General features: G+C 63.7%; 17 protein-coding genes. 1 reads left to right on the top strand and 16 read right to left on the bottom strand.

Going from position 1 to position 22,690, the window contains the following annotated elements; genetic code table 11:
* Positions 1-9: 9 nt before the first annotated feature.
* The 14 genes from lpxC to rsmH form a co-directional block, all read right to left on the bottom strand.
* Complete coding sequence (gene lpxC / locus AB3X39_RS00185) at positions 10-945, bottom strand: UDP-3-O-acyl-N-acetylglucosamine deacetylase (RefSeq protein ID WP_369415325.1); 936 nt, start codon at positions 943-945, stop codon at positions 10-12.
* A 55-nt stretch (positions 946-1,000) separates the two neighbouring features.
* A complete protein-coding gene (gene ftsZ / locus AB3X39_RS00190) occupies positions 1,001-2,389 on the bottom strand; it encodes a cell division protein FtsZ (protein WP_369415326.1) in 1,389 nt (462 codons plus the stop codon).
* Positions 2,390-2,506: 117 nt separating this feature from the next.
* On the bottom strand, positions 2,507-3,736 hold the full coding sequence (ftsA, locus tag AB3X39_RS00195; RefSeq protein ID WP_369415327.1) for a cell division protein FtsA: 1,230 nt from the start codon (positions 3,734-3,736) through the stop codon (positions 2,507-2,509).
* Positions 3,737-3,764: 28 nt separating this feature from the next.
* Complete coding sequence (locus AB3X39_RS00200) at positions 3,765-4,634, bottom strand: cell division protein FtsQ/DivIB (protein ID WP_369415328.1); 870 nt, start codon at positions 4,632-4,634, stop codon at positions 3,765-3,767.
* A 1-nt stretch (position 4,635) separates the two neighbouring features.
* On the bottom strand, positions 4,636-5,598 hold the full coding sequence (locus tag AB3X39_RS00205) for a D-alanine--D-alanine ligase (RefSeq protein ID WP_369415329.1): 963 nt from the start codon (positions 5,596-5,598) through the stop codon (positions 4,636-4,638).
* Complete coding sequence (gene murC, locus AB3X39_RS00210) at positions 5,595-7,016, bottom strand: UDP-N-acetylmuramate--L-alanine ligase (RefSeq protein ID WP_369415330.1); 1,422 nt, start codon at positions 7,014-7,016, stop codon at positions 5,595-5,597. The genes AB3X39_RS00205 and murC overlap by 4 nt, the downstream gene beginning before the upstream one ends.
* Positions 7,013-8,128: an undecaprenyldiphospho-muramoylpentapeptide beta-N-acetylglucosaminyltransferase gene (gene murG, locus AB3X39_RS00215; protein WP_369415331.1), complete on the bottom strand. Its 1,116-nt coding sequence runs from the start codon at positions 8,126-8,128 to the stop codon at positions 7,013-7,015. The genes murC and murG overlap by 4 nt, the downstream gene beginning before the upstream one ends.
* The gene (ftsW, locus tag AB3X39_RS00220; protein WP_369415332.1) at positions 8,128-9,369 is read right to left on the bottom strand and encodes a putative lipid II flippase FtsW; all 1,242 of its coding nucleotides are present in this window, start codon (positions 9,367-9,369) and stop codon (positions 8,128-8,130) included. The genes murG and ftsW overlap by 1 nt, the downstream gene beginning before the upstream one ends.
* Complete coding sequence (gene murD / locus AB3X39_RS00225) at positions 9,366-10,856, bottom strand: UDP-N-acetylmuramoyl-L-alanine--D-glutamate ligase (protein WP_473964875.1); 1,491 nt, start codon at positions 10,854-10,856, stop codon at positions 9,366-9,368. The genes ftsW and murD overlap by 4 nt, the downstream gene beginning before the upstream one ends.
* A gap of 31 nt (positions 10,857-10,887) precedes the next feature.
* A complete protein-coding gene (gene mraY, locus AB3X39_RS00230; RefSeq protein WP_369415334.1) occupies positions 10,888-12,069 on the bottom strand; it encodes a phospho-N-acetylmuramoyl-pentapeptide-transferase in 1,182 nt (393 codons plus the stop codon).
* Positions 12,059-15,007: a bifunctional UDP-N-acetylmuramoyl-L-alanyl-D-glutamate--2,6-diaminopimelate ligase MurE/UDP-N-acetylmuramoyl-tripeptide--D-alanyl-D-alanine ligase MurF gene (murF, locus tag AB3X39_RS00235; RefSeq protein ID WP_369415335.1), complete on the bottom strand. Its 2,949-nt coding sequence runs from the start codon at positions 15,005-15,007 to the stop codon at positions 12,059-12,061. The genes mraY and murF overlap by 11 nt, the downstream gene beginning before the upstream one ends.
* Positions 15,007-16,824 (bottom strand): peptidoglycan D,D-transpeptidase FtsI family protein, encoded by a 1,818-nt coding sequence (locus AB3X39_RS00240; protein WP_369415336.1) that lies wholly within the window; start codon positions 16,822-16,824, stop codon positions 15,007-15,009. The genes murF and AB3X39_RS00240 overlap by 1 nt, the downstream gene beginning before the upstream one ends.
* The gene (ftsL, locus tag AB3X39_RS00245; protein ID WP_369415337.1) at positions 16,824-17,159 is read right to left on the bottom strand and encodes a cell division protein FtsL; all 336 of its coding nucleotides are present in this window, start codon (positions 17,157-17,159) and stop codon (positions 16,824-16,826) included. The genes AB3X39_RS00240 and ftsL overlap by 1 nt, the downstream gene beginning before the upstream one ends.
* Positions 17,156-18,118 (bottom strand): 16S rRNA (cytosine(1402)-N(4))-methyltransferase RsmH, encoded by a 963-nt coding sequence (gene rsmH / locus AB3X39_RS00250; RefSeq protein WP_369415442.1) that lies wholly within the window; start codon positions 18,116-18,118, stop codon positions 17,156-17,158. Before rsmH ends, ftsL begins: the two co-directional genes overlap by 4 nt.
* A 320-nt stretch (positions 18,119-18,438) precedes the next feature.
* Here rsmH and AB3X39_RS00255 point away from each other — a divergent pair, with 320 nt between their 5' ends.
* On the top strand, positions 18,439-20,085 hold the full coding sequence (locus AB3X39_RS00255) for a DUF6600 domain-containing protein (RefSeq protein ID WP_369415338.1): 1,647 nt from the start codon (positions 18,439-18,441) through the stop codon (positions 20,083-20,085).
* On the opposite strand, the gene glpD is transcribed toward AB3X39_RS00255, so the two are convergent.
* Together glpD and AB3X39_RS00265 are read right to left on the bottom strand one after the other, a co-directional pair.
* On the bottom strand, positions 20,067-21,572 hold the full coding sequence (gene glpD / locus AB3X39_RS00260) for a glycerol-3-phosphate dehydrogenase (protein WP_369415339.1): 1,506 nt from the start codon (positions 21,570-21,572) through the stop codon (positions 20,067-20,069). The two genes, AB3X39_RS00255 and glpD, sit on opposite strands and share 19 nt — an antisense overlap.
* Positions 21,547-22,656, bottom strand: a complete 1,110-nt coding sequence (locus tag AB3X39_RS00265; protein WP_369415340.1) for a BMP family ABC transporter substrate-binding protein — start codon at positions 22,654-22,656, stop codon at positions 21,547-21,549. The genes glpD and AB3X39_RS00265 overlap by 26 nt, the downstream gene beginning before the upstream one ends.
* Positions 22,657-22,690 lie beyond the last annotated feature (34 nt).

The raw sequence follows: 22,690 nt of genomic DNA on the forward strand, positions 1-22,690 counted from the left end.
TGGCAAGGCTCACCAAGCCGGGGCCAGATCGGCAAAACCTTCGGGCGCGAGACGCGCATCGTCAAAGGTGACGATTTCCCAAGCTGTGGCATCGGCGTACAAAGCGTGCAAAAGCTTGCTGTTGAGGGCGTGGCCGCTGCGGAACGCACTGTACGTGGCCAGCATCGGATGCCCAGCCACGTAGAGATCCCCCATCGCATCAAGAATCTTGTGCTTCACGAACTCATCGTCGTAGCGCAGGCCTTCGGCGTTGAGCACCCGGTAGTCATCGACCACGATGGCGTTGTCCATGCTGCCGCCCAAACTCAGGCCGCGCGAACGCATCATCTCGACGTCTTTGGTAAAGCCAAAGGTGCGCGCACGGGCAATATCGCGCCGATATTGCCCCGAACCCAGATCAAAACTGACCCGTTGCCCCGTGGCATCCACCGCCGGGTGCGCAAAGTCGATCTCGAAATGAAGTCGATAGCCGTGATAGGGCTCCAACCGGGCCCATTTCAACCCCCGGCCTTCACCCTCTCGGATTTCAACCGGCTTTTTGACCCGCAAAAAGCGCTTCGGCGCCGATTGGATCTCGATACCCGCTGATTGCAGAAGGAAGACAAAAGAAGCCGCCGAACCATCCAGAATCGGCACTTCGTCGGCGGTGATATCGACGTAGAGGTTATCCAAACCCAAGCCGCAACAGGCCGACATCAAATGCTCGATGGTTTGAACCTTGGGCGCACCCGGGTTGCCGCCCACCGAAATGGTCGTGGCCATGCGTGTGTCGCACACCGACGCCGTGACAGCTGGAATATCGACGGGACTGGGCAGGTCAATGCGCCGAAAAACAATCCCGGTATCTGGGGCAGCGGGCCTGAGGGTGAGTTCCACCTTCTGACCACTGTGTAAACCGACACCGACTGCGCGGGTCAACGCTTTGAGCGTACGTTGGCAAATCATGCGCAGATTTTAGATCCCGGATGTTTCGGTTCGATGTCGGTGAGATCCAGAGACCTCAGTCCGCCTGCTTGCGCAGAAAGGCGGGGATTTCGATTTCATCCATACCGTTGCTGGCCAGCGCATCGACGCGCGCCGCCGCTTGACTGCGGTTGTTGCGCCAAACGCTGGGCGGCACGAAATCGCTGCCCGAACCCACGGTATAGCCCCCGCTTTGCGGCACCGGCGTGTTGAGCACGGGAATGTTGTCTGTGCCACGTGGCCCTCCCGCAGCGGAGTGCTGTTGCGGGGCCATCGCCTGCGGTTGGACGGCCTGCTGAGGATGCTGCGCACTCAGCCCTTGATGACCTGGCTGCGGCGGCTGTGATACCGCAGCCACATGCGGCGGTACCTGCTGCTGCGGCTGGAAAGCTTGCGGGGCATAGCCCTGAGGCATGGCTGGATAGCCTGCCGGCTGGTGCTGGCCATACAAGCCGCCCTGAGCCGCACGCTTGCCCGACGCCAAACCGGTCGCGATCACCGTCACGCGCAACTGGTCACCGAGCGACTCATCGTAGGCCGTGCCAAAGATCACATGCGCTTCATCGGCCGCATAACGACGGATGGTGGTCATGGCATTACGGCTTTCAGCCAGCTTGAACGTGGCCTTGCTGGCCGCGATCAACACCAGCACGCCACGCGCCCCCGACAGATCAATGCCATCAAGCAGCGGGCAAGCCACGGCCGCTTCCGCTGCCTTGGTCGCGCGATCCGGGCCACTGGCTGTGGCCGTGCCCATCATGGCCTTGCCAGGCTCACTCATCACCGTCTTGACGTCTTCAAAGTCAACGTTGACCAAGCCGGGGATATGGATGATGTCGCTGATGCCGCCCACGGCGTTTTTCAGCACGTCATTGGCCTCAGCAAAGGCATCTTCTTGGGTGACGTCGTCACCCAAAACTTCGAGCAGTTTTTCGTTCAAGACGACGATCAGCGAATCGACATTGGCTTCAAGCTCCACCAAACCGGTATCCGCTTGTTGCGTCCGACGCTTACCTTCAAATTCGAACGGCTTGGTCACCACGCCCACGGTCAGAATGCCCATGTCCTTGGCGATGCGCGCAATCACCGGCGCAGCACCCGTACCGGTACCCCCGCCCATGCCCGCCGTGATGAACGCCATGTGGGCGCCTTCCAGCGTGGCGCGAATCCGATCCACCGCTTCCTCGGCCGCAGCCCGCCCCGCGTCCGGGCGAGATCCGGCCCCCAAACCAGTGTGGCCCAATTGCAACAGTTCATGCGCTGATGAGCGATTCAGGGCTTGCGCATCGGTATTCGCACAGATGAATGCGACCCCTTGAACGCCTTGCCGGATCATGTGCTCCACGGCATTGCCACCACCACCACCCACGCCGATCACCTTGATTTGCGTGCCTTGATTGAACTCTTCGATCATTTCGATTCCCATACCGATCTCCTAGCTTACCGCGCTGCGACCCGCCTCACCATCCTCATTGCCGTGAAAACCACCGTCTGCGGTCGGTATCCACCATCTTCGTGCTGGGAACATGGTCCCAACCAACAATCAGAAATTCCTCAAGAACCAGTCTCTGGCCCGGCCATAGGCCGACTGTACTTGGCTTGAGCTTCGTACCACTTTTGTGCCTCTGTAACGTGCCAGTCGCGCCTCTTCCAACAAACCCATGGCTGTGGCTGAACGAGGACTTGCCAGCATGTCATAAAGCGGGCCGCCGTAGGTGGGCAACCCCTTGCGAACAGGCTTGAGGAAAATATCCTCGCCCAGCTCCACCATGCCCGGCATCACGGCCGCCCCGCCGGTCAACACCATGCCCGAAGCCAACCGCTCACCATAGCCGGACTCCCGGATCACTTGGTTGACCATCGCGAAAATTTCTTCCACCCGGGGCTCAATCACCCCTGATAAAGCCTGTCGGCTGAGGGAACGCGGCCCACGATCACCCAGCCCAGGGACTTCAATCTGTTCCACCGGGTCGGCCAGCAACTGTTTGGCCACGCCGAAGTCAATTTTGATTTCTTCGGCATCCCGTGTCGGTGTGCGCAACGCCATGGCGATATCGCTGGTGATCAAATCCCCAGCCACCGGGATCACTGCGGTATGCCGCACAGCACCATCGGCATAAATCGCCACGTCGGTCGTGCCCGCACCGATATCGACCAGCACCACGCCCAGATCTTTTTCATCGGCGGTCAGTACCGCCAAGCTGGAGGCGCGGGGGTTAAGCACCAGTTGCTCGACCTCAAGGCCGCAACGACGCACGCACTTGATGATGTTTTCTGCCGCACTTTGGTTGCCGGTGACCAAGTGCACCTTGACCTCCAACCGCCCACCGGACATCCCGACCGGCTCCTTGACCGGTTGGCCGTCGATCACGAAGTTCTGCGGCTCCACCAAAAGCAGGCGCTGATCGGCCGGCATGTGGATCGCTTTGGCCGTTTCGATCACCCGCGACACATCCAGCGCAGTCACATCTTGGTCGCGCACGACGACCATGCCGGTCGAGTTCTGTCCACGGATATGGCTGCCGGTGATGCCCGTGTAGGCCCGCGTGATCTTGCAGTCAGCCATCATCTCGGCTTCTTTGAGCGCTTGCTGAATCGACTCCACCGTGGCGTCGATGTTCACCACCACACCACGCTTGAGCCCGCGTGACGGCGCAACCCCCATGCCCGCCAGTCGCAACTCACCATTGGGCAAGATCTCCGCGACCACCACCATGATCTTGTGGGTGCCGATATCGAGGCCAACCACCAGTTCCTTGTATTCCTTGGCCATTCCTCTGTTCCTCGCAAGCAGCGCGCGCTCAGCGCGTCTTGCGCTTGATGCTCTCAACCGTTGTCGTGCCCATACCCACCAGACGCACGGCAAAACCTTCGTTGTGACGCAAATCGGCGTACTCCACGGCGCGACGCTGGAAACGCTCCTGCAATTGTCCAATGGTTTGCGCGAAACGCTGCGTGCGTGCGAGGACTTCCTCACGTGATCCGCGACCCAATTCCAAAACGGGCCCACTGCGCAGCTCCACGCGCCAAGATCCACGGTCCGAAAGAGCCACGCGACCCAGTTCGGAGCCAAGGGGCTTGAGTACCGGCGCCATCGCGTGCCACATCGCTAAAACCTCTGGCGCCGACCCTTGCGGACCCCGCAAGCTCACCATGCCTTCATCATCGAGGTCGCCCATGTTGACTTCGAAGATCCGCCCCTGCGCATCGACCAGCAAATCGTCGCCCTCGTCACGCTCCCACAAGGCCACCGGTTCGTATTCTTCAAGCGTCACCGCCAACCGATTGGGCCACACCCGACTGACCGTCGCATGGCGAATCCAGGGCATGGACTCAAACACCGCCCGCGCCGCCTTCAGATCCATGCTGAAGTAGTTCCCCACCAGCCTGGGCACGGCGTCATCTTGCAAAGATGCCGCCGTGTGATGCGGGGCATGACCACGCACATCAAGGCTGCGCACCGTGAACAGGGCAGAACGCGTCCCCCACAGCCCGGCCGCCACCACCAGCGCCAAAGCCACCAGCCCGAGCAAGACCAGCGTGACCGAGCGCATCAAACGCAGATCAAAGGGCAAAGCCAAGGTGGGTTTCACCGTGGACGGCGGCACACTCGACGGAGCCACCGGCGGGACCCCCGATGGAGCGACAGCAGGCGTAGGCGTGTCCGACATCTCAGGCCTGCTTTGCCGGAGAAGCATCAAGCCGCGCGGCGGCCAGCAAGCGCAGGCAAAGCTGCTCGTAGCTGATGCCCGCAGCGCGCGCTGACATCGGCACCAAGGAGTGCCCGGTCATGCCCGGCGCGGTGTTCATCTCCAAGAGGAAGGGCTTGCGATCGCTGGCGCGAATCATCAGATCCGCCCGTCCCCAGCCCCGGCAACCCAGCGCCCGAAACGCCGCCACGGCCAAGCGCTGAATCGCCTGCTCTTCGGCTTCGGGCAAGCCGCTTGGGCAGAGGTAGCCGACCTCATCGCTGAAGTACTTGTTTTGATAGTCGTACTTGCCTTCGGGGGCGACGATGCGCACCACCGGCAAGGCGTGGGCTGAGGCGCCCTCTCCCAAGATCGGGCAGGTGATTTCCTCGCCAGCGATGAAGGCTTCGCACAGCACATCCGGGTCGTAACGCCCAGCCAGCTGCACCGCTGCGTGGATTTGATCTTCGTCGGTGACTTTGCTGATGCCAATCGAAGAGCCCTCGCGCGGCGGCTTGATCATCAGCGGCAGGCCCAAATCAGCAGTCAGGTCACGCACGCGCTCATCGCTGCGATCATCCGGCCCGATCCAGCGATAGGCCGGCGTGGGCAGACTTTCGGCGATCCAGACCCGCTTGGTCATGACCTTGTCCATGGCAATCGCTGAGGCCATCACGCCCGAGCCGGTGTAGGGAATGCCGAGCAACTCCAGCGCGCCTTGCATCGAACCGTCTTCGCCGTGGCGACCATGCAGCGCGATGAAGCAGCGGTCGAAACCCTCGCTGCGCAAATCCCCCAGCGGACGCTGCGCCGGATCAAAAGCGTGCGCATCCACCCCTTGGCTGCGCAGGGCTTGCAAGACACCGGTGCCGGACATCAACGACACATCCCGCTCTGCGGACGTGCCCCCCATCAAAACAGCCACCTTGCCCAAACGCGTGCTCATGCTTGTTCTTCCTTGAATAACGCCACCAACCGGGCAGGCAGCGACCCAATCGAGCCCGCCCCCATGGCGATCACCACATCCTGATCACGGACCTGAACGCCCAAGGCCTCGGGCAAGGCGTCCACCGCATCGACAAACACCGGGTCCACCTTGCCAGCCACACGCAAAGCGCGCGCCAAGGAGCGCCCATCGGCCGCCACCAAGGGCGCTTCGCCAGCGGCGTAGACCTCGGTGAGCAGCACCGCATCGGCCGAACCCATCACCTTGACGAAGTCTTCAAAGCAGTCGCGGGTGCGGGTGTAGCGGTGCGGCTGAAAGACCAGCACCAAGCGCCGCCCCGGGAATGCGCCACGCGCCGCCGCGATCACTGCCGCCATTTCGACCGGGTGATGGCCGTAATCGTCGATCAAGGTGAAGCGACCACCGCCGTACTGCGCCGCCACCGGCAACTCGCCCCAACGCTGAAAGCGCCGGCCCACACCGGCAAAAGCGGCCAGCGCCTTGACGATCGGCGCATCGGGCAACTCCAGCTCGGTGGCCACCGCAATGGCGGCCAAGGCGTTACGCACGTTGTGCTCGCCGGGCAAGTTCAAGGTGATGTGCAAATCGGGCATCGCCACACCGTTGCGCCGCTGACAGACAAAACGCATCTGCCCGCCGGGCAGGGCCTGCACATCGATGGCACGCACTTGCACGTCGTCCCCCAAACCGTAGGTGATGAGCGGCCGCGAAACCATCGGCAGGATCGAGCGCACGCCCGGATCGTCGCCGCAAACCACCGCCGAGCCGTAGAACGGCATCTTGTGCAAGAAATCGACGAAGGCTTGACGCAAGCGGCTGTAGTCGTGGCCGTAGGTTTCCATGTGATCGGCGTCGATGTTGGTCACCACCGAGAGCACCGGCATCAGGTTCAGGAACGAGGCATCCGACTCGTCGGCCTCGACCACGATGAACTCGCCCTTACCGAGCGCCGAGTTGGCCCCGGCCGAATTGAGCTTGCCGCCAATCACAAAGGTGGGGTCCACCCCAGCCTCGGCCAGCACGCTGGTCACCAGCGAGGTGGTCGTGGTCTTGCCGTGCGTGCCCGCGATGGCAATGCCGCGCTTCAAGCGCATCAACTCAGCCAGCATCACCGCCCGAGGCACCACCGGAATGTGTTTGGCGCGGGCCGCCAGCACTTCGGGGTTATCGGCCTTGACCGCTGTGGAGGTCACCACCGCTTGCGCGCCCTGCACCGCCTCGGCGCTGTGGCCTTGGCTGACGCGGATGCCCAACTCGGCCAAGCGCCGCGTCACCGCGTTGTCGGCTTGATCGGAGCCCGACACGGTGTAGCCCAAGTTATGCAGAATCTCGGCGATCCCGCTCATGCCGGCCCCACCGATGCCGACAAAATGAATATGTTTGACCGCGTGTTTCATGCGGCGTCCTTGCGTATCTGTCCAAAAATCAAGGCGTCAAGCTCATCGGCCACACGCTGCGCGGCATGCGGCTGGGCCAATTGACGGGCGCGGTTGGCCATGGTCAGCAACGACGCGCGCTCAAGCTGCTTGAGCACTTGTGCCAATCGTGCCGCCGACAACTCGGTCTGCGGCAGATGCATCGCGGCTTGCTGGCCGGCCAGCCAGGCGGCATTGTCGCGCTGATGGCTGGTGGTGCTGACCACCAACGGCACCAACACGCTGGCCACACCGGCCGCACACAGCTCGCTCACCGTGATGGCGCCAGCGCGGCACAGGATCACATCGCAAGCCGCCAACTGCGCAGCCATGTCGTCGATGAAGGGCACGATCTGCGCCTCAACGCCCGCCTTGGCATAGTCGGCCTGCACCGACGCCCAGTGGGCTTGGCCGGTTTGATGCGTCACGTGGGGTCGCTCAGCCGGAGCCAGCAGCGCCAAGGCCTGCGGCATGGTCTCGTTGAGCACCCGCGCGCCCAAACTCCCGCCCACCACCAACACCTTGAGCGGCCCGCTGCGGCCGGCAAAACGCTCAAGGGGCGGGGCGATGGCTTCCATCTCGGGGCGCACTGGGTTGCCGGTCACCAAGCCCCGAGGCGTGCGCCGGGCAGCTTCACCGTCAAAACCAAAGGCGATGCGATCGGCCCAGCGCAGGAGCGACCGGTTCGAGAGCAACAACGCGGCGTCAGCGTTCACCAGCATCAGCGGCAGCCCGAGCCAGCGGGCCGCCAAGCCGCCCGGAAAGCACACATAGCCGCCCATGCCCAGCACCGCTGTGGCCCCCCCGGCGCGCATCAAGGCCCACGCCTGCACCAAGCCGCGCAACAACTGCAAGCCGCCACGCAGCGCGCCCCAAGCGCCCTTGCCGCGCAGACCGGCAAAGCCGATCACGTCCATGCGCAGATCCAAGCCCGAAGCGGCCACCAGCCGATGTTCCATCCCGGTGGGCGTGCCCATCCAGCTGACGCTCCAGCCGCGCCGCAGCATCTCGCGCGCCACCGCCAAACCCGGCATGACATGGCCGCCGGTGCCGGCCGCCATGATGATCAGATGAGGCTTGGAAGAACCCACCATCACGGCAACCTCCCGCGCATCATGTCGCGGTTTTCCATGTCAATGCGCAGCACCATCGCCAGCGCCACGCAACTCACCGCAATGGCCGAGCCGCCGTAACTCATCAGCGGCAAGGTCAAGCCCTTGGTGGGCAGCACACCCAGATTCACGCCCATGTTGATGAAGGCCTGCCCGCCCATCCACAGGCCAATGCCTTGGGCCGTGAGGCCAGCAAACACCCGGTCCAGCGCGATGGCTTGGCGACCGATGACAAAGATGCGCCGCACCATCCAAAAAAACGCCAAGATCACCGCCAGCACACCCACCAAGCCCAGCTCTTCGCCGATCACCGCCAGCAGGAAGTCGGTGTGCGCTTCAGGCAGGTAATGCAATTTCTCGACCGACGCCCCCAGCCCTTGGCCAAAGACCTCGCCCCGACCAAAGGCGATCAGCGAATGGGTCAACTGATAGCCCTTGCCCTGCGCGTACTTTTCGTCCCACGGATTGAGGTAGGCAAAGATGCGCTCGCGGCGCACTTCGCTGAAAGTGATGATCAGCACAAAAGCACCCACCAGCACCGCCGTGGTCATCAAGAACATGCGCCCGTTCACCCCGCCCAAAAAGAGCACCCCCATGGCGATCATGGCGATGACGATGAAGGCCCCCATGTCGGGCTCGGCCAACAACAGCACCCCGGCGACACCGAGAGCCACGGCCATCGGAGCCACCGCACGCATGAAGTTTTCCTTCAAGTCCATCTTGCGCACCATGTAGTTGGCGGCGTAGAGCACGATGGCCAGCTTGACGAATTCGCTGGGCTGAAAGTTCATGATGCCCAAGGGGATCCAGCGCCGCGACTTGTTCACCACTTTGCCGATGAAGGGCAACAGCACCAGCACCAGCAGCACCAAGGAAGCGACGAATATCCACGGGGCCCAGCGTTCCCAGAACTTGATCGGTGTGGCCAACACCACCCCTGAGCCGATACAAGCCAAAGCGATCGACACCAAGTGGCGCGTGAAGAAGTGCGTCGGCGCATAGAGCGCAAAACGCGGGTTGTCCGGCAGCTGGATCGAGGCCGAATAGACCATCACCAAACCCAGCGCCAGCAAACCAACAATCACCCACGTCAGGGCCATGTCGAAACCGACCCAGCGCGAAGGGGTATCGAGCGGCGCGCCCGGCCAAGCCGCCTCGCCTTGGGAAGCCTCCGCCAGCCAAGTCGGCCGACGCGCCCACAGGGATGCAAACCAAGTTTTCATGCGGTCCACGCTCCGCGCTCGGCGGCCAAGGCTTGGGTGGTGGCCACAAACACCTCGGCGCGGTGCGCATAGTTGCGGAACATGTCCAAGCTGGCACAGGCCGGTGACAACAACAGCGCGTCGCCCGAGCGAGCCTGCTCAAAGCCCCAGCGGGTGGCGGCTTCAAGGCTCAGGTGGTGTTTGAGCGGGAGATTGGCAGTCATCAGCGCCGCTTCGATCAAGCCCGCATCACGCCCGATCAGGGCCACGGCGCGGGCATGGCGGCGAATCGGCTCCAAGAGCGGTGCAAAGTCTTGGCCCTTGCCATCACCGCCCAAAATCACCACCAACTGCCCCGGCGCCTTGTCGGCGCCCAAACCATTCAGCGCCGCCACGGTGGCGCCGACATTGGTGCCTTTGCTGTCGTCGTACAGCTCGACGCCGTCGAGCACGCCCACGCACTGCACGCGATGCGGCTCGCCGGTGTACTCCCGCAGACCGTGCAGCATCGGGGCCAGCGGCAAGCCGGCGGCGGTGGTCAGCGCCAGCGCCGCCAAGGCATTGGCCGCGTTGTGCCGCCCCCGAATGCGCAAGGCGTCGGCCGGCATCAAGCGTTGCAACACCAGCGCGGCGCTGGGCTCAGCAGCCCGACGTCGCCGCGAAGAAGCCTGCGGCTCATCCTCGGCCGCCCCCGCGCGCACCAGCCACGTCATGCCGTTGTCTTCGCTCAAGCCCCAATCGCCCACACGCTGCGGCACGCCCAAGCTAAAACCCACGGCGGTCGAGCGCGCCATGGCCCATGTCGGGGCCTCGTCGCGGTTCAAGATCTGCACCGTCCCCGGCCCAAAAATACCCGCCTTGGCCGCCGCATAAGCGGCCATCGAGCCATGCCAGTCCAAATGGTCTTGGGTGACATTGAGCACCGCCGCCGCCGTGGGCTCAAAACCCTCTACCCCATCGAGTTGAAAGCTCGACAACTCCAGCACCCAGACATCCGGCAGCCGGTCGTTGTCGAGCGCTTGCGACAAGGTATCGAGCAAAGTCGGGCCGATGTTGCCGGCCAAGCCCACGCTGTGACCGCAACGCTCCACCAAGAGCGCCGTCAGCGACGTGGTGGTGGTCTTGCCGTTGGTGCCGGTGATCGCCAGCACCTTGGGGGCATAAGCACGCTCGGCTTTCAGATCGGCCAAGGCTTGGGCGTAAAGACCCAACTCACCCGCCACCGGCAGACCCAGCACTTGGACCTGCGCGAGCAAAGGCGCCAACGCCGGATCAAGCGGCGAAAGGCCGGGGCTTTTGAAAACCCGCGTCATCCCATCGAGCAGGGCTGGATCGAACCCACAGACCGACTCGGCCAAGGGCACCTCGGCCTTGAGCTGCGCCGCGCGCGGCGGCTGCGCGCGGCTGTCCGCCACCACGATGCGCGCCGCCCCACAACGCGCAGCCCAGCGCGCCATCGCCAGGCCCGAATCGCCCAGCCCCAAAATCAACACCGACTGTCCTTGCATGCCCTGCATTTCTCTTGATCCGTGTCGAGGGTTAACGCAGCTTGAGCGTGGACAAGCCCACGAAACAAAGCAGCATGGTGATGATCCAAAAACGCACCACGACTTGGGTTTCTTCCCAGCCTTTTTTCTCGTAGTGGTGGTGCAGGGGCGCCATCAGGAAGATGCGCTTGCCTTGACCGTAACGCTTCTTGGTGTACTTGAAGTAGATCACCTGCACCATCACCGACAGCGCTTCGACCACAAAAATGCCGCCCATGATGCCCAGCACGATCTCTTGGCGCACGATCACCGCCACGGTGCCCAAGGCTCCGCCCAGCGCCAAAGCGCCGACATCGCCCATAAAGACCTGCGCGGGATAGGCGTTGAACCACAGAAAAGCCAAGCCCGCCCCGGCCATGGCGGTGCAGAAAATCAGCAACTCGCCCGCTCCCGGGATATGCGGTAGGAACAAGTATTTGGCGTAAACCGCGTGACCCGTGACGTAGGCAAAGAGCCCCAGCGCGGCCCCGACCAACACCACCGGCATGATCGCCAGACCATCCAAACCGTCAGTCAAGTTGACCGCGTTGCTGGCCCCAACGATGACGAAGTACGTCATGAAGATGAAGCCGAACACACCCAGCGGATAGCTCACCGTCTTGAAAAACGGCACGATCAAGTCGGCCTTGGGGGGCAGCTCATTTGAAAAGCCCGACATCACCCAGCGGAAGAACAAATCCATCACCCGCATGTTGGACGTTTCCGAAACGCTGAAAGCGAGGTAGAGCGCAGCCACCAGACCGATGAGCGACTGCCAGAAGAACTTCTCGCGCGAAGCCATGCCTTCAGGGTTTTTGTCCACCACCTTGCGCCAGTCATCGACCCAGCCGATGGCGCCAAAGCCGAAGGTCACCAGCATCACCACCCAGACAAAGCGATTCGACCAATCAAACCAAAGCAAAGTTGAGATGGCGATTGACAGCAAAATCAGCACGCCGCCCATGGTGGGCGTGCCCGTTTTGACCAGATGCGACTGCATGCCGTACTCGCGCACCGGCTGGCCGATTTTGAGGGCGGCCAAGCGCCGAATCACACTTGGGCCAAAGGCCAGACCCAACAACAAGGCCGTCATGGCCGACATCACCGCCCGGAAGGTGATGTACTGAAAAACACGCAAGAACCCCAATTGCTCGGGGTAATGCGCCTGCAACCACAGGGCCAGACTAACCAGCATGAACGCTTCCTTCTGCGCCGTGGTCGCGCAACGCCGCCACGGCTTGTTCCATCTTCATGAATCGGGAGCCCTTGACCAGCACCGCGCTAGCAAGGGGTAACGAATGTGTCGGGACAGCGCGCAAAGCGCCCACCAAAGCAACGGTGTCGGCATGGTGTCGTGCCGCCGCGCCAAAGGCCTCGGCGCTGGCCTGCGCCAAAGTTCCGGCGGTCCAGAGCTGCTCGATGCCGCAAGCGCGTGCATACGCGCCGATTTCGGCATGGAACGCCGGGCCTTGATCCCCCACCTCACCCATATCGCCCAGCAGCAACCAACGCGGCCCGGGCAGCGCGGCCAGCACGTCGATGGCCGCGCGCACCGAATCCGGATTGGCGTTGTAGGTGTCGTCGATCAGGGTGATCACCCGCTCTTGGGTCCGCTCTTGGGTCATCTCGGCGGAGGTTGGCAAGCGCAACTGCGACAACTGCGAGCGGCCTTTGACGGGCTCAAACGCATCGAGCCCGACCATCACCGCTGAGGCCGGCGCACCCGCCGCCAAGGCGCAAGTGGCTGCTGCCAAGGCGTTGCGCACGTTGTGCAGCCCCGCCACGTGCAGGCGCCAATCCAACAACCCCATTTGAACGCGCCAGTGCGTGCCCTGCCATTGCGCCGACGAGGCTGCGCTGGCCGCAGGATCCAAACCAAAACAAGCGATCCGCCGAGGCCCGGCCAACGCTTGCCAAAGCGGCGTGAAGGCATCCCCCGCCGGGAACACCGCCACGCCGTCAGCCGGCAAAGCCTGCAACACCGCGCCGTTTTCCTCGGCCACGGCCGCCACCGTCTTCATGAACTCTTGATGCTCGCGCTGAGCGTTGTTCACCAAGGCCACGGTCGGCTGCGCCATGGCGGCCAGCTCGGCGATTTCACCCGGATGGTTCATGCCCAACTCGACCACCGCCACGCGGTGGCTGGGCCGCAAGCGCAGCAAGGTCAGCGGCACGCCGATGTGATTGTTCAAGTTGCCGCTGGTCGCCAAGGCGGCCTCGCCGGCCCAAGCGCGCAGGATCGAAGCGATCATCTGCGTCACCGTGGTCTTGCCGTTGCTGCCGGTGACCGCGATCAGCGGGATGGCAAAACGCGCTCGCCACGCGGTGGCCAAGGTTTGCAAAGCCTTGAGGCTGTCGGGTACCAACAGGCCCGATAAGCCGGCCTCGGCCAGCCCGCGCTCGGCCAAAGCCGCTGCCGCCCCCGCTTCGCGCGCCGTGACCAAAAAGTCGTGCGCGTCCCAGCGCTCGCCGCGCAGCGCCACAAACAAATCACCCGCCTTCAAGCTGCGGGTGTCGGTGTGGACCCGCAAAACCACGCTCTGGGCCGCGCCCGGGTGGGCCGCCACCAGCACCGAGCCAGGGATCAAGGCTTGGGCTTCGGCCAAGGTGAACATGGGTTCACGCCAAGCCTGCAAAGCGCGAGCCGCTTCGTCGATGTCCGAGAACGGCTGGCGCTGCCCGGCCACCTCTTGGTAATCCTCGTGGCCTTTGCCGGCAATCAGCAAGACATCGGCGGGTGCCGCCTCGGCCAGCGCAAGTGCAATCGCCGCACGGCGGTCGCTGAGGCGGCGCACATGCGCGGGCCGCTGTGGGCCGCAACCAGCTTCGATCTGATCAAGGATCGCGTCGGGCGACTCGTGGCGCGGGTTGTCGCTGGTCAGCACCACCTGATCGGCCAGCCGGGTCGCCAAAGCACCCATCACCGGGCGCTTGGTGGTGTCACGGTTACCGCCGCAGCCAAACACGCACCAAAGCCGCCCGCCCCGAGCCTCAGCAAAAGGCCGCAACGCTTGCAACGCTTTATCGAGCGCGTCGGGCGTGTGGGCGTAATCGACCACCACCTGCGGCAGCACCGTGTTCATCGGGCCCGTGCCGGGCTGCACGCGCTGCATGCGGCCCGGCACAGGCGTGACATGCGCCACGTGGGCACAGGCCTGCGCCAAGGGCACGCCCAACGCCCGCAAGCCACCGATCACCGCCAACACGTTGGCCACGTTGAAGGCCCCAATCAAGCGGGTGTGCATCGGCACAAGGTCCGTGCCGCCGCTGGGCAGGGTTTCAAGCACGCCAAAACTCAGCCCGCCGTCGGTATACGTCACGTCGGTGGCGCGCAACCGGGCCGGTTGATCGACGGCATAGGTCCAGATCGCGCAGCCCAGCTGCTCTTGGGCGAGCAAGGCTCCGTGAGGGTCATCGATGTTGATCACCGCCGCTTGCAGCCCTGGCCAGCCAAAGAGCCGCCGCTTGGCGGCCCAATACGCCACCATGGTGGCGTGGTAGTCGAGGTGATCGGGGGTGAAGTTGGTGAACAGCGCCACCCGAACTTGCACCGCGTTCAAGCGCTCTTCCTCGATGCCGATGGAAGACGCCTCGATGGCGGTCGCCGCAAAGCCTTGCGCCGCAAAACGATGCAGCGCGGCGTGCAACACCACCGGGTCCGGCGTGGTCAAGCCCGTGGCGATCACCTCGCCCGGTGGCGGCTCGCCCACCCCCAAGGTGCCAATCAGCCCGCAGCGCTGGCCCAAGCCCCTCAAGGCCTGCGCCATCCACCAAGCGGTGGAGGTTTTGCCGTTGGTGCCGGTGGTGGCGACCACGCTCAGCCGCTGGCTGGGATGGTTGAAAAACTGATCCGCGATGGCCCCGGTCGCGCCCTTGAGCCCGACGACTTGGGCGATGCGCGGGTCGTCAAAGCCAAAAGCGGGCGCCCCCTCGGCTTCGATCAAACAGGCCGAGGCACCGCGTGCCAACACATCCGCGACAAAATCCCGACCATCGCGCACATGGCCCGGCCAAGCCACAAAGGCGTCACCCGGCTGCACGTGGCGGCTGTCGGTGCGCAAGGTGCCCGTGACGCGCTCGGTCAACCAAGCCGCTGCATCGGGTGCGGCCAAGGAGGTCAAAGAGATACCCATCAGAAGGACTCCAGAACAGCTTGAACAGGCTGGTGAACCACGAGCTGCGATTTCACTTCCAGATCGGGGGGCACGCTCATCATGCGCAAGGTCTGCTTGACCACGTCGCTGAACACCGGCGCAGCGACATCGCCGCCGAAGTGCTTGCCGGCCGTGGGTTCATCGACCATCACCGCCACGATCACACGCGGGTCCGACACCGGCGCCATACCCACGAACCAAGCACGGTACTTGCTCCCGGCGTAGCCGCCGCCTTCTTGCTTGTGCGCCGTACCCGTTTTGCCCCCGACCGAATAGCCCGGCACTTGCGCCTTGGGTGCCGTGCCACCATCACCCGCCGCCATGGCCAGCATCTTGCGCACGGCATGCGCCACTTCAGGCGAGATCACCGGAGCCCCCTGAGGAGGCTGATCGGTCTTGAGCAAGGTCACCGGCGGCAGATCGCCCTCACGGGCAAAGACCATGTAAGCCCGAGCAAGTTGGAACAGCGAGGCCGACAAACCATAGCCGTAGCTCATGGTCGCTTGCTCAATCGGCCGCCAGTTCTTGAAGGGCCGCAAGCGGCCCGAGACCACGCCGGGGAAATTCAACGGCGGCTTTTGCCCCAAACCCACGGCGGAGAACATCTCCCACATCTCGCGCGGTTGCATCTGCATGGCGATCTTGACCACACCGACGTTGCTCGACTTCTGAATCACCTGCTCGACGCTCAGCAGTCCATGCGGATGGGCATCGCTGATGGTGGAGCCCGTGACTTGAATCCGGCCCGGGGCGGTCTGGATCATGGAGTCAGGCCGCACCCGCCCGGTTTGCAGGGCCAAAGCCACCACAAAAGGCTTCATGGTGGAGCCGGGCTCAAAGGTGTCGGTGAGGGTGCGATTGCGCAGCTGCCCCCCGGTCAGACCGTGACGATCTTCCGGCGTGTAGCTCGGGAAATTGGTCAGCGCCAGCACTTCGCCCGTGCGCACATCCAGCACCACCACGCTGCCTGCTTTGGCATGGTTTTCAGCCACGGCGTCGCGGATGCGCTGATAGGCGAAGAACTGGATTTTGGAATCCAGCGAAAGAGCGATGTCTTTGCCGTCGTTGGGCTCCAGCTTGTCACCGACGTCTTCCACGATGCGCCCCAGCCGGTCGCGCACCACACTGCGCGAACCGTTGGTCCCTTGCAGGACCTTCTGGAACGACAGCTCCATGCCTTCTTGGCCTTTGTCCTCGACGTTGGTAAAGCCCACCACATGGGCGGCCGCCTCACCTTCGGGGTAGTGGCGTCGGTACTCGCGCTCCTGATGAACGCCCTTGATCCCCAACGCCTTGATCTGAAGGGCCACATCGGTATCGACTTGGCGGCGCAGCCAGACAAAGTTCTGGTTCTCGTCGAGCCGACCGCTGAGTTCACGCGGCGTCATGCCCAGCAAGGCCGACAGGGCTCGGATTTGATCGGGCGTGGCCTGGACATCGCGCGGAATGGCCCAGATCGACGGCGACGGCACGCTGGCGGCCAAGATCTGACCGTTGCGGTCGGTGATCCGACCCCGTCGCGCCGGCAGGGTGAAGGTGCGCACGTAGCGGCTTTCGCCTTGCTTGAGATAGAACTCGGTGCCGATGGCCTGGATGAAAATCGCCCGACCAATCAGCCCCATGAAGCCAAGACCAAACGCCAGCACCAGCAAGCGGGAACGCCACAGCGGCGTTTTGGTAGCCAACAACGGGCTGGTGGCATAACGCACCGCCGAGGCGGCTGACACCGAAGGGGTGCCGCCCCGTACCCCATGGCGACGCGCCCTCAACGGGCGCAGAAAATCCAAACCCTTCATCACCGACGAACCTCACCCACCGCCGATGCGGGCGCAGAGGACGAGCGCACCACAGGGATCGCCCGCAAAGTGCGGTCATCGACATATTGAGTCACGGCAGGGGTCGCTGTACGCATCTGCAACTGTTCACGGGCCAAACGATCGACCCGCAAATGCGTGGCCTGAGCGCGCTGCTCGACTTGCAGCCGCTCATCTTCGCTGGCCAGCAACCGCGCCTCGACATGCTCATGCTCCAAGGCCACAAAAACCCGGCGGGATTCGTAAGACGTGCGCACCAAGTACACCGCACTGATGATCAAGGCCAACAAGAGCAGCAAATTCAAACGGGTGGTCATGCCATCTCCTGAGGTCGCAGGGGCACAGCGGTCCGTTCAGCCACGCGCAGCACGGCAGAGCGCGACCGCGGATTGGCGCTGACCTCCGCGTCACCGGGTTTCAAGCGGGCCAAGGCTTGGAGTCGCGCTGGAGCCGGCTCGGCCATGGGCGCACGCCGATCCACCTCACCGCGCCCGTGGCGGGCAATGAAGGTTTTGACGATCCGGTCTTCGAGCGAATGGAAACTGATGACGGCCAAACGGCCGGTCGAGGTCCGCAAATGCGCCAAGGCCGCTCTCAAGCCTTGCTCAACCTCGTCAAGCTCACCGTTGACCAAGATACGCAAGGCTTGGAAGGTGCGTGTTGCGGGGTCTTGACCACGTTCACGCGTCTTGACCACCCGCGCCACGATCTGGGCCAGATCAAGGGTACGCAGCACCGGCACCCCCGTTTCGCGCCGAGCGATCAGCGCTTTGGCGATGGCCGAGGCAAACCGTTCCTCGCCAAAGTCGCGCACCACTTCGGCAATGCGTGCTTCAGGGGCTTTGGCGAGAAAGTCAGCCGCACTTTGGCCGCGCGTCGGGTCCATGCGCATGTCCAGCGGACCATCGCGGCGGAAACTAAAACCCCGTTCAGCAGTGTCGATCTGCGGTGAAGAAACGCCCAGATCCAGCAACACACCATCGACCGCGGCCACCCCGACATCGGCCAAGACTTCGCTCATCTGGGCGAAGCGAGCATGGGTGATCGAAAAACGCGGATCGTCGATGCGTTCAGCGCCGGTCAACGCATGCGCCACGGCCTCCGGATCACGGTCAATCGCGATCAGACGCCCTCGGGGGGAAAGCCGCGACAAAATCAGCCGCGAATGCCCACCGCGACCGAAGGTCCCGTCCACATAGACCCCATCGGGGTCATGCACCAAGGCATCCACTGCCTCATCAAGGAGCACTGTTTTGTGCTGCGCCGGAGACGCCATCGTGGGGAGAGTCATGCCGTTTCAACCCCGCCCGCCCAAGAAAGGGCAGGTCTTATTACCAAGCAAAACACGCGCACAGAACCCCACGATTTGAAACAGCCCGCCAATGTAGCCTAGAAAAATTGTATCGGCAAGAAACATATAGATGAAAATCTAATCAAATCAACGACTTAGGGCTTGAAAGGTCCTGGACCTGACTGTCTTGCCCCCCCCACAATGGGTGCCCACGGGCTCAGATCCCTGCAAAAATGATGCTCTCATCTCACACATCCAACATGCGTTGGGACCTGCCCCGCATAGCACCGAAGAAGGGTTCTGTCATGGTTTTGCCCCCGCTCTCGCCCGCCGCTCAGCCCACCAAGCGCTGGTTCGCGGTCGGCGCTTTGGTTCTTGGGCTCGGCCTAGGCATGGCCGCCGTTGCGGATCCGCAAGACGCCCCTTCGCGCGTCGGACGGGTGGCTCGTGTCCAAGGTGAGGCCACGCTTTATCTGCCGCCCGAGCCCGGTTACCCCGACGCCGAAGCGATCGCCCAACCCCTCAACTGGCCCATCACGCGGGGACAAAGTCTGGTCACCGAAGATGGATCGTCCGCTGAAATCAGTGTCGGCCCGGTGCGTTTACGCTTGGATGCCCGCACAGAGCTGCGTATCTTGGAGCTGGATCGCCACGATGTCCGCATCGACCTACGCCACGGCACCGTGGCTGTGCTGATGCCCGAAAGCGACGATGCCCGGGAGATGGAGATTCGCGTGGACAGCTCACGTATTCGCCCGAAAGGTCGGGGACTCTTCCGGGTGGATTGGGATCCGGGGCAAGACCCGATCATCAGCGTCGAGACGGGTTCAGTGACTTTGGAACAACCCGATAGCTCACTCACCCTTCGCGCCGGCCAAACCGTGCAATGGCAGTCCGATGGCGACTGGCGTCGCGTCAGTCCGCGCCAAGATGCCTTCGCCCGCTGGGCCATGCAAGACGATCTCCCCGGCCCACCTCGCTTTGTCTCCTCCGACACCACCGGTTTTGAAGACCTTGAGCGCTACGGCCGCTGGAAACCCACCCGTGAATGGGGCATGGCATGGTTCCCTGATCGCGTGAGCGCGGCTTGGGCGCCCTACAGCCAAGGACGCTGGGCTTGGGTCTCACCGTGGGGCTGGACGTGGATTGATGCCGCCCCATGGGGGTTTGCCACATCGCATTACGGTCGATGGATCGAAGACCACGGTCGCTGGGGCTGGCTGCCGGATGACGTCACACGCCCGGTGTTCTACGCTCCGGCCATGGTGACTTGGTCCCAAGAACCCCCTCCAAGCAGTTATCGTTACGCGCGGCAGGCGGAATTCGCCCCAGGTTATTTCTGGACCCCGTTGCGACCCAACGAACGCTATCAAACCGTCATCCTGCCGCAGCGAACCCAGCAGGGCGAACGCCGCTATCCGCATCAACCTCGGCAGGAAGAGCCTCGGATCCTCGCCCCGACGCGCATCGGGCCGACGGCACAGCCCATCATCACGGCCAACCCCCAACCGATCGACCCTCGGGAAGCCGGCCGTGAGCAGGGCCGTGACGATCGACGCCATGATCGCCCAAGCAACCATGACATCCGTGCTGACGGCATCCGACTCGCGCCGGGTCTGCAAGCCCCGGCCGCCATGGATCCCCCGGCCGTGGTGGCCCCGCAACGGCCGCCGATACCCCTTCGGCAAGAGCACCCCACGCGCGATGTGCCACAAATTCAGCCCGCTTTGCCGATCCAGCAGGCTCAACCGACTCAAGTCGTTCAACCGGCACGCCCAGTGATGGCACCTGCAGCACCTTTAGCCCCGGCATTACCCGCCATCCAAGGCCCTTCCCCCGCACGCCCGGTGATGCAAGCACCCGCAGCCACACCCGCCACCCCTGCGGCCCAACCCGCCGCCCAAGAAGCCCCCAAAGAAGAACGCAAGCATCGTCACGAGGAAAACCGCTGAAACCAGAGCGCGACTTGCTCGCGCTCTGGAGCGGACAAGTGCAGTCCCAGCTTGGTGCGCCGCCAGAGTACATCCTCGGCGCACCGAGCCCAAGTTTCTTGCATCAGGTAGTGCAATTCGCGCTCAAACAACCCGGGAGCGACTTCCACGCCCAAGTCTTCGAGACCACTCGCTGAGCCCAACAGCGTTGCCAAGCGGCTGCCGTAGGTGCTGGCGAGCCGCTGCCTCAGTGCTGGGGGCAACCACGGCGCGATGGCAGCATCCCTCTCGGTTTCGGCCCCTAGGAGCTTGGCGCGCGCGGTCCAAGCCGGACGAGGGTCGCCCAGCACAGGTCCGAGCTTGTCCACCGCCTCCTCGGCCAAACAGCGAAAGGTCGTGAGCTTGCCGCCCCAGACGGTGAGCAAGGGTGCACCGTCTGGGGCGCTCAGATCCAGCCGGTAATCGCGCGTCAACGCGCTGGCCCCACCCGCTTCGCCATCATCCAGCAGCGGCCGCACACCGGCGTAATGCCAAACCACCTCTTCAGGTCGCACCGGCTCACGCAGCCACACGGCCGTTTGGGCACAGAGATAAGCGATCTCTTCGGCGCTGGCCACTTCGTGACGAAGGGCCTCAGTCACCTCGACTTCGGTGGTGCCGATCAAGGTGAAATCGCCCTCGTAGGGGATCATGAACAGCACCCGACCCTCGGCAGCTTGCAGCAACAAAGCGCGAGCGTCGGGCATGCGCCGACGAATCACGATGTGGCTGCCACGCACGCGCCGGAGTCGCTGTGACGGTGGTTTGCTGAGCGGGCCCGCGAGAAAATCGGCCGCCCAAGGCCCCGCTGCATTGACCAAGACACGGGCCTGCTCGGTGTGGACATCCCCATCCGCATCACGCAACTCGACCGCCCAGCCGAGTGCCCCACTGGGCCGCCGCCTTGCTGCGGTGCAACGCACCCGCGTGCGGACCTCCGCGCCGCGCTCACGCGCATCCATGGCCACCGCCAAGACGAGGCGGGCGTCGTCAGTCCAGCCGTCCGAATACTCAAAGCCCCGGATCAGCTCGGGCCGCAGGATGCCGCCCAAAGCATCCAAGCGCAGATTCAGCCCACGGCAAGGGGGCAGCGCCCCACGCCGTGCCAGATGGTCGTAAAACCAAAGCCCCAGACGGATCATCCAAGCCGGGCGCATCGCCGGGTCGTGGGGAATCACCAAGCGCAGCGGCCGGATCAGATGCGGGGCACTGGCCAAGAGGCGCTCGCGCTCGGCCAGCGCCTTGCGCACCAAACCAAAGTCGCCATGCTCAAGGTAACGCAGGCCGCCATGGATCAGCTTGGTCGAGGCGGACGAGGTGTGTGCCGCCAAGTCGTCTTGCTCAACCAGCAAGACCCGCCAGCCCCGGCCAGCAGCATCACGGGCGATGCCCGCCCCATTGATGCCGCCCCCAACGACCAACAGGTCCCAGGGTTGCCAAGGTTCAGCGGGGGAGCGGACCTTGGACACCTTGGACCCAGTAGTCCATCTTGAGCAGATCAGCGTCTTTCATCGTCCCGCTGGCTTGGCGAACCTTGCCGTCTTGATCAAGGATGCGCCCGGCAAACGGTTGCAAACTGCCGGCAGCAATGAAGCGCTCACGCTCTTTCACCACGCGCTGCACTTCGGGTGGCACGGCGGGCGACAGCGGCAGCATGCGCACCGCGCCAGCACGGATACCGCCAAAAAACGCCTGCGACTTCCACCGACCCGCTTGCACCGCCTTGGCTTGCTCGGTGTAGTAGTTGCCCCAGTGGTGCATCACCCCCCCGAGTTGCATCGAAGGCGCGATATGACGCATGTCGCTGTGATAGCTGATGAAGCGCACGCCCTTGGCTTCGGCCAACTCGGCCATCGCGGTGGTCCCCGCATGGAGGGTCAAGATATCAACGCCTTGATCCAGCAAAGCTTGGGCGGCAGCGCGCTCCTTGGCCGCGTCCATGGTCACGTTGGTCCAGCGCACCAGCACCTGCCCTTGAGGCTGACTCAGCCGAAAACCCAGCGTGAACGCATTGATCCCCTGAATCACCTCCGGCTGCGGCAAGGACGCCACATACCCGATCCGCCCGCTCTTGCTCATTTGCCCGGCCAGCACCCCGGCCACAAAGCGGCCTTCGTACAGTCGAGCGTTGTAGCTGCTGACATTGGGGATCAACTTGAACGGCCCGCCGAATTGCTCGAAAGCGACGGCTGGGAACTCCCGCGCCACCTTGAGTGTGGCCTCCACATAGCCCGGACTGGTGGCAAAGATCAGCTGATGGCCTTGGCGGGCCAGATCACGCAAGGCGTTTTCGGCAGTCACCCCTTCAGCGATGTTGTCGAGGTGCGTGGTCTGCACCGCCGCATCACCCAGATTGCGCTCCATGATGAGCCGGCCCTGATCATGCTGATACGTCGCCCCCGCACTGTTGATCAAGGTCGGATAGACAAACCCGACCTTGAGTGGCGACATGGCCCGCCCCGGCTGCGCCCAGCCATCGGTCAACCCCAAGGCCCCAACGCCCACGGCTCCCAGGCCCCGCAACAGCGCTCTTCTGGACTGCATCTTCAGCATCAACTCGCTCCAAAAACCAAAAAGCCCGTGCAAG

Origin of the sequence: Leptothrix ochracea, assembly GCF_041083635.1 — a bacterium.
Classification (GTDB): domain Bacteria; phylum Pseudomonadota; class Gammaproteobacteria; order Burkholderiales; family Burkholderiaceae_C; genus Sphaerotilus; species Sphaerotilus ochraceus.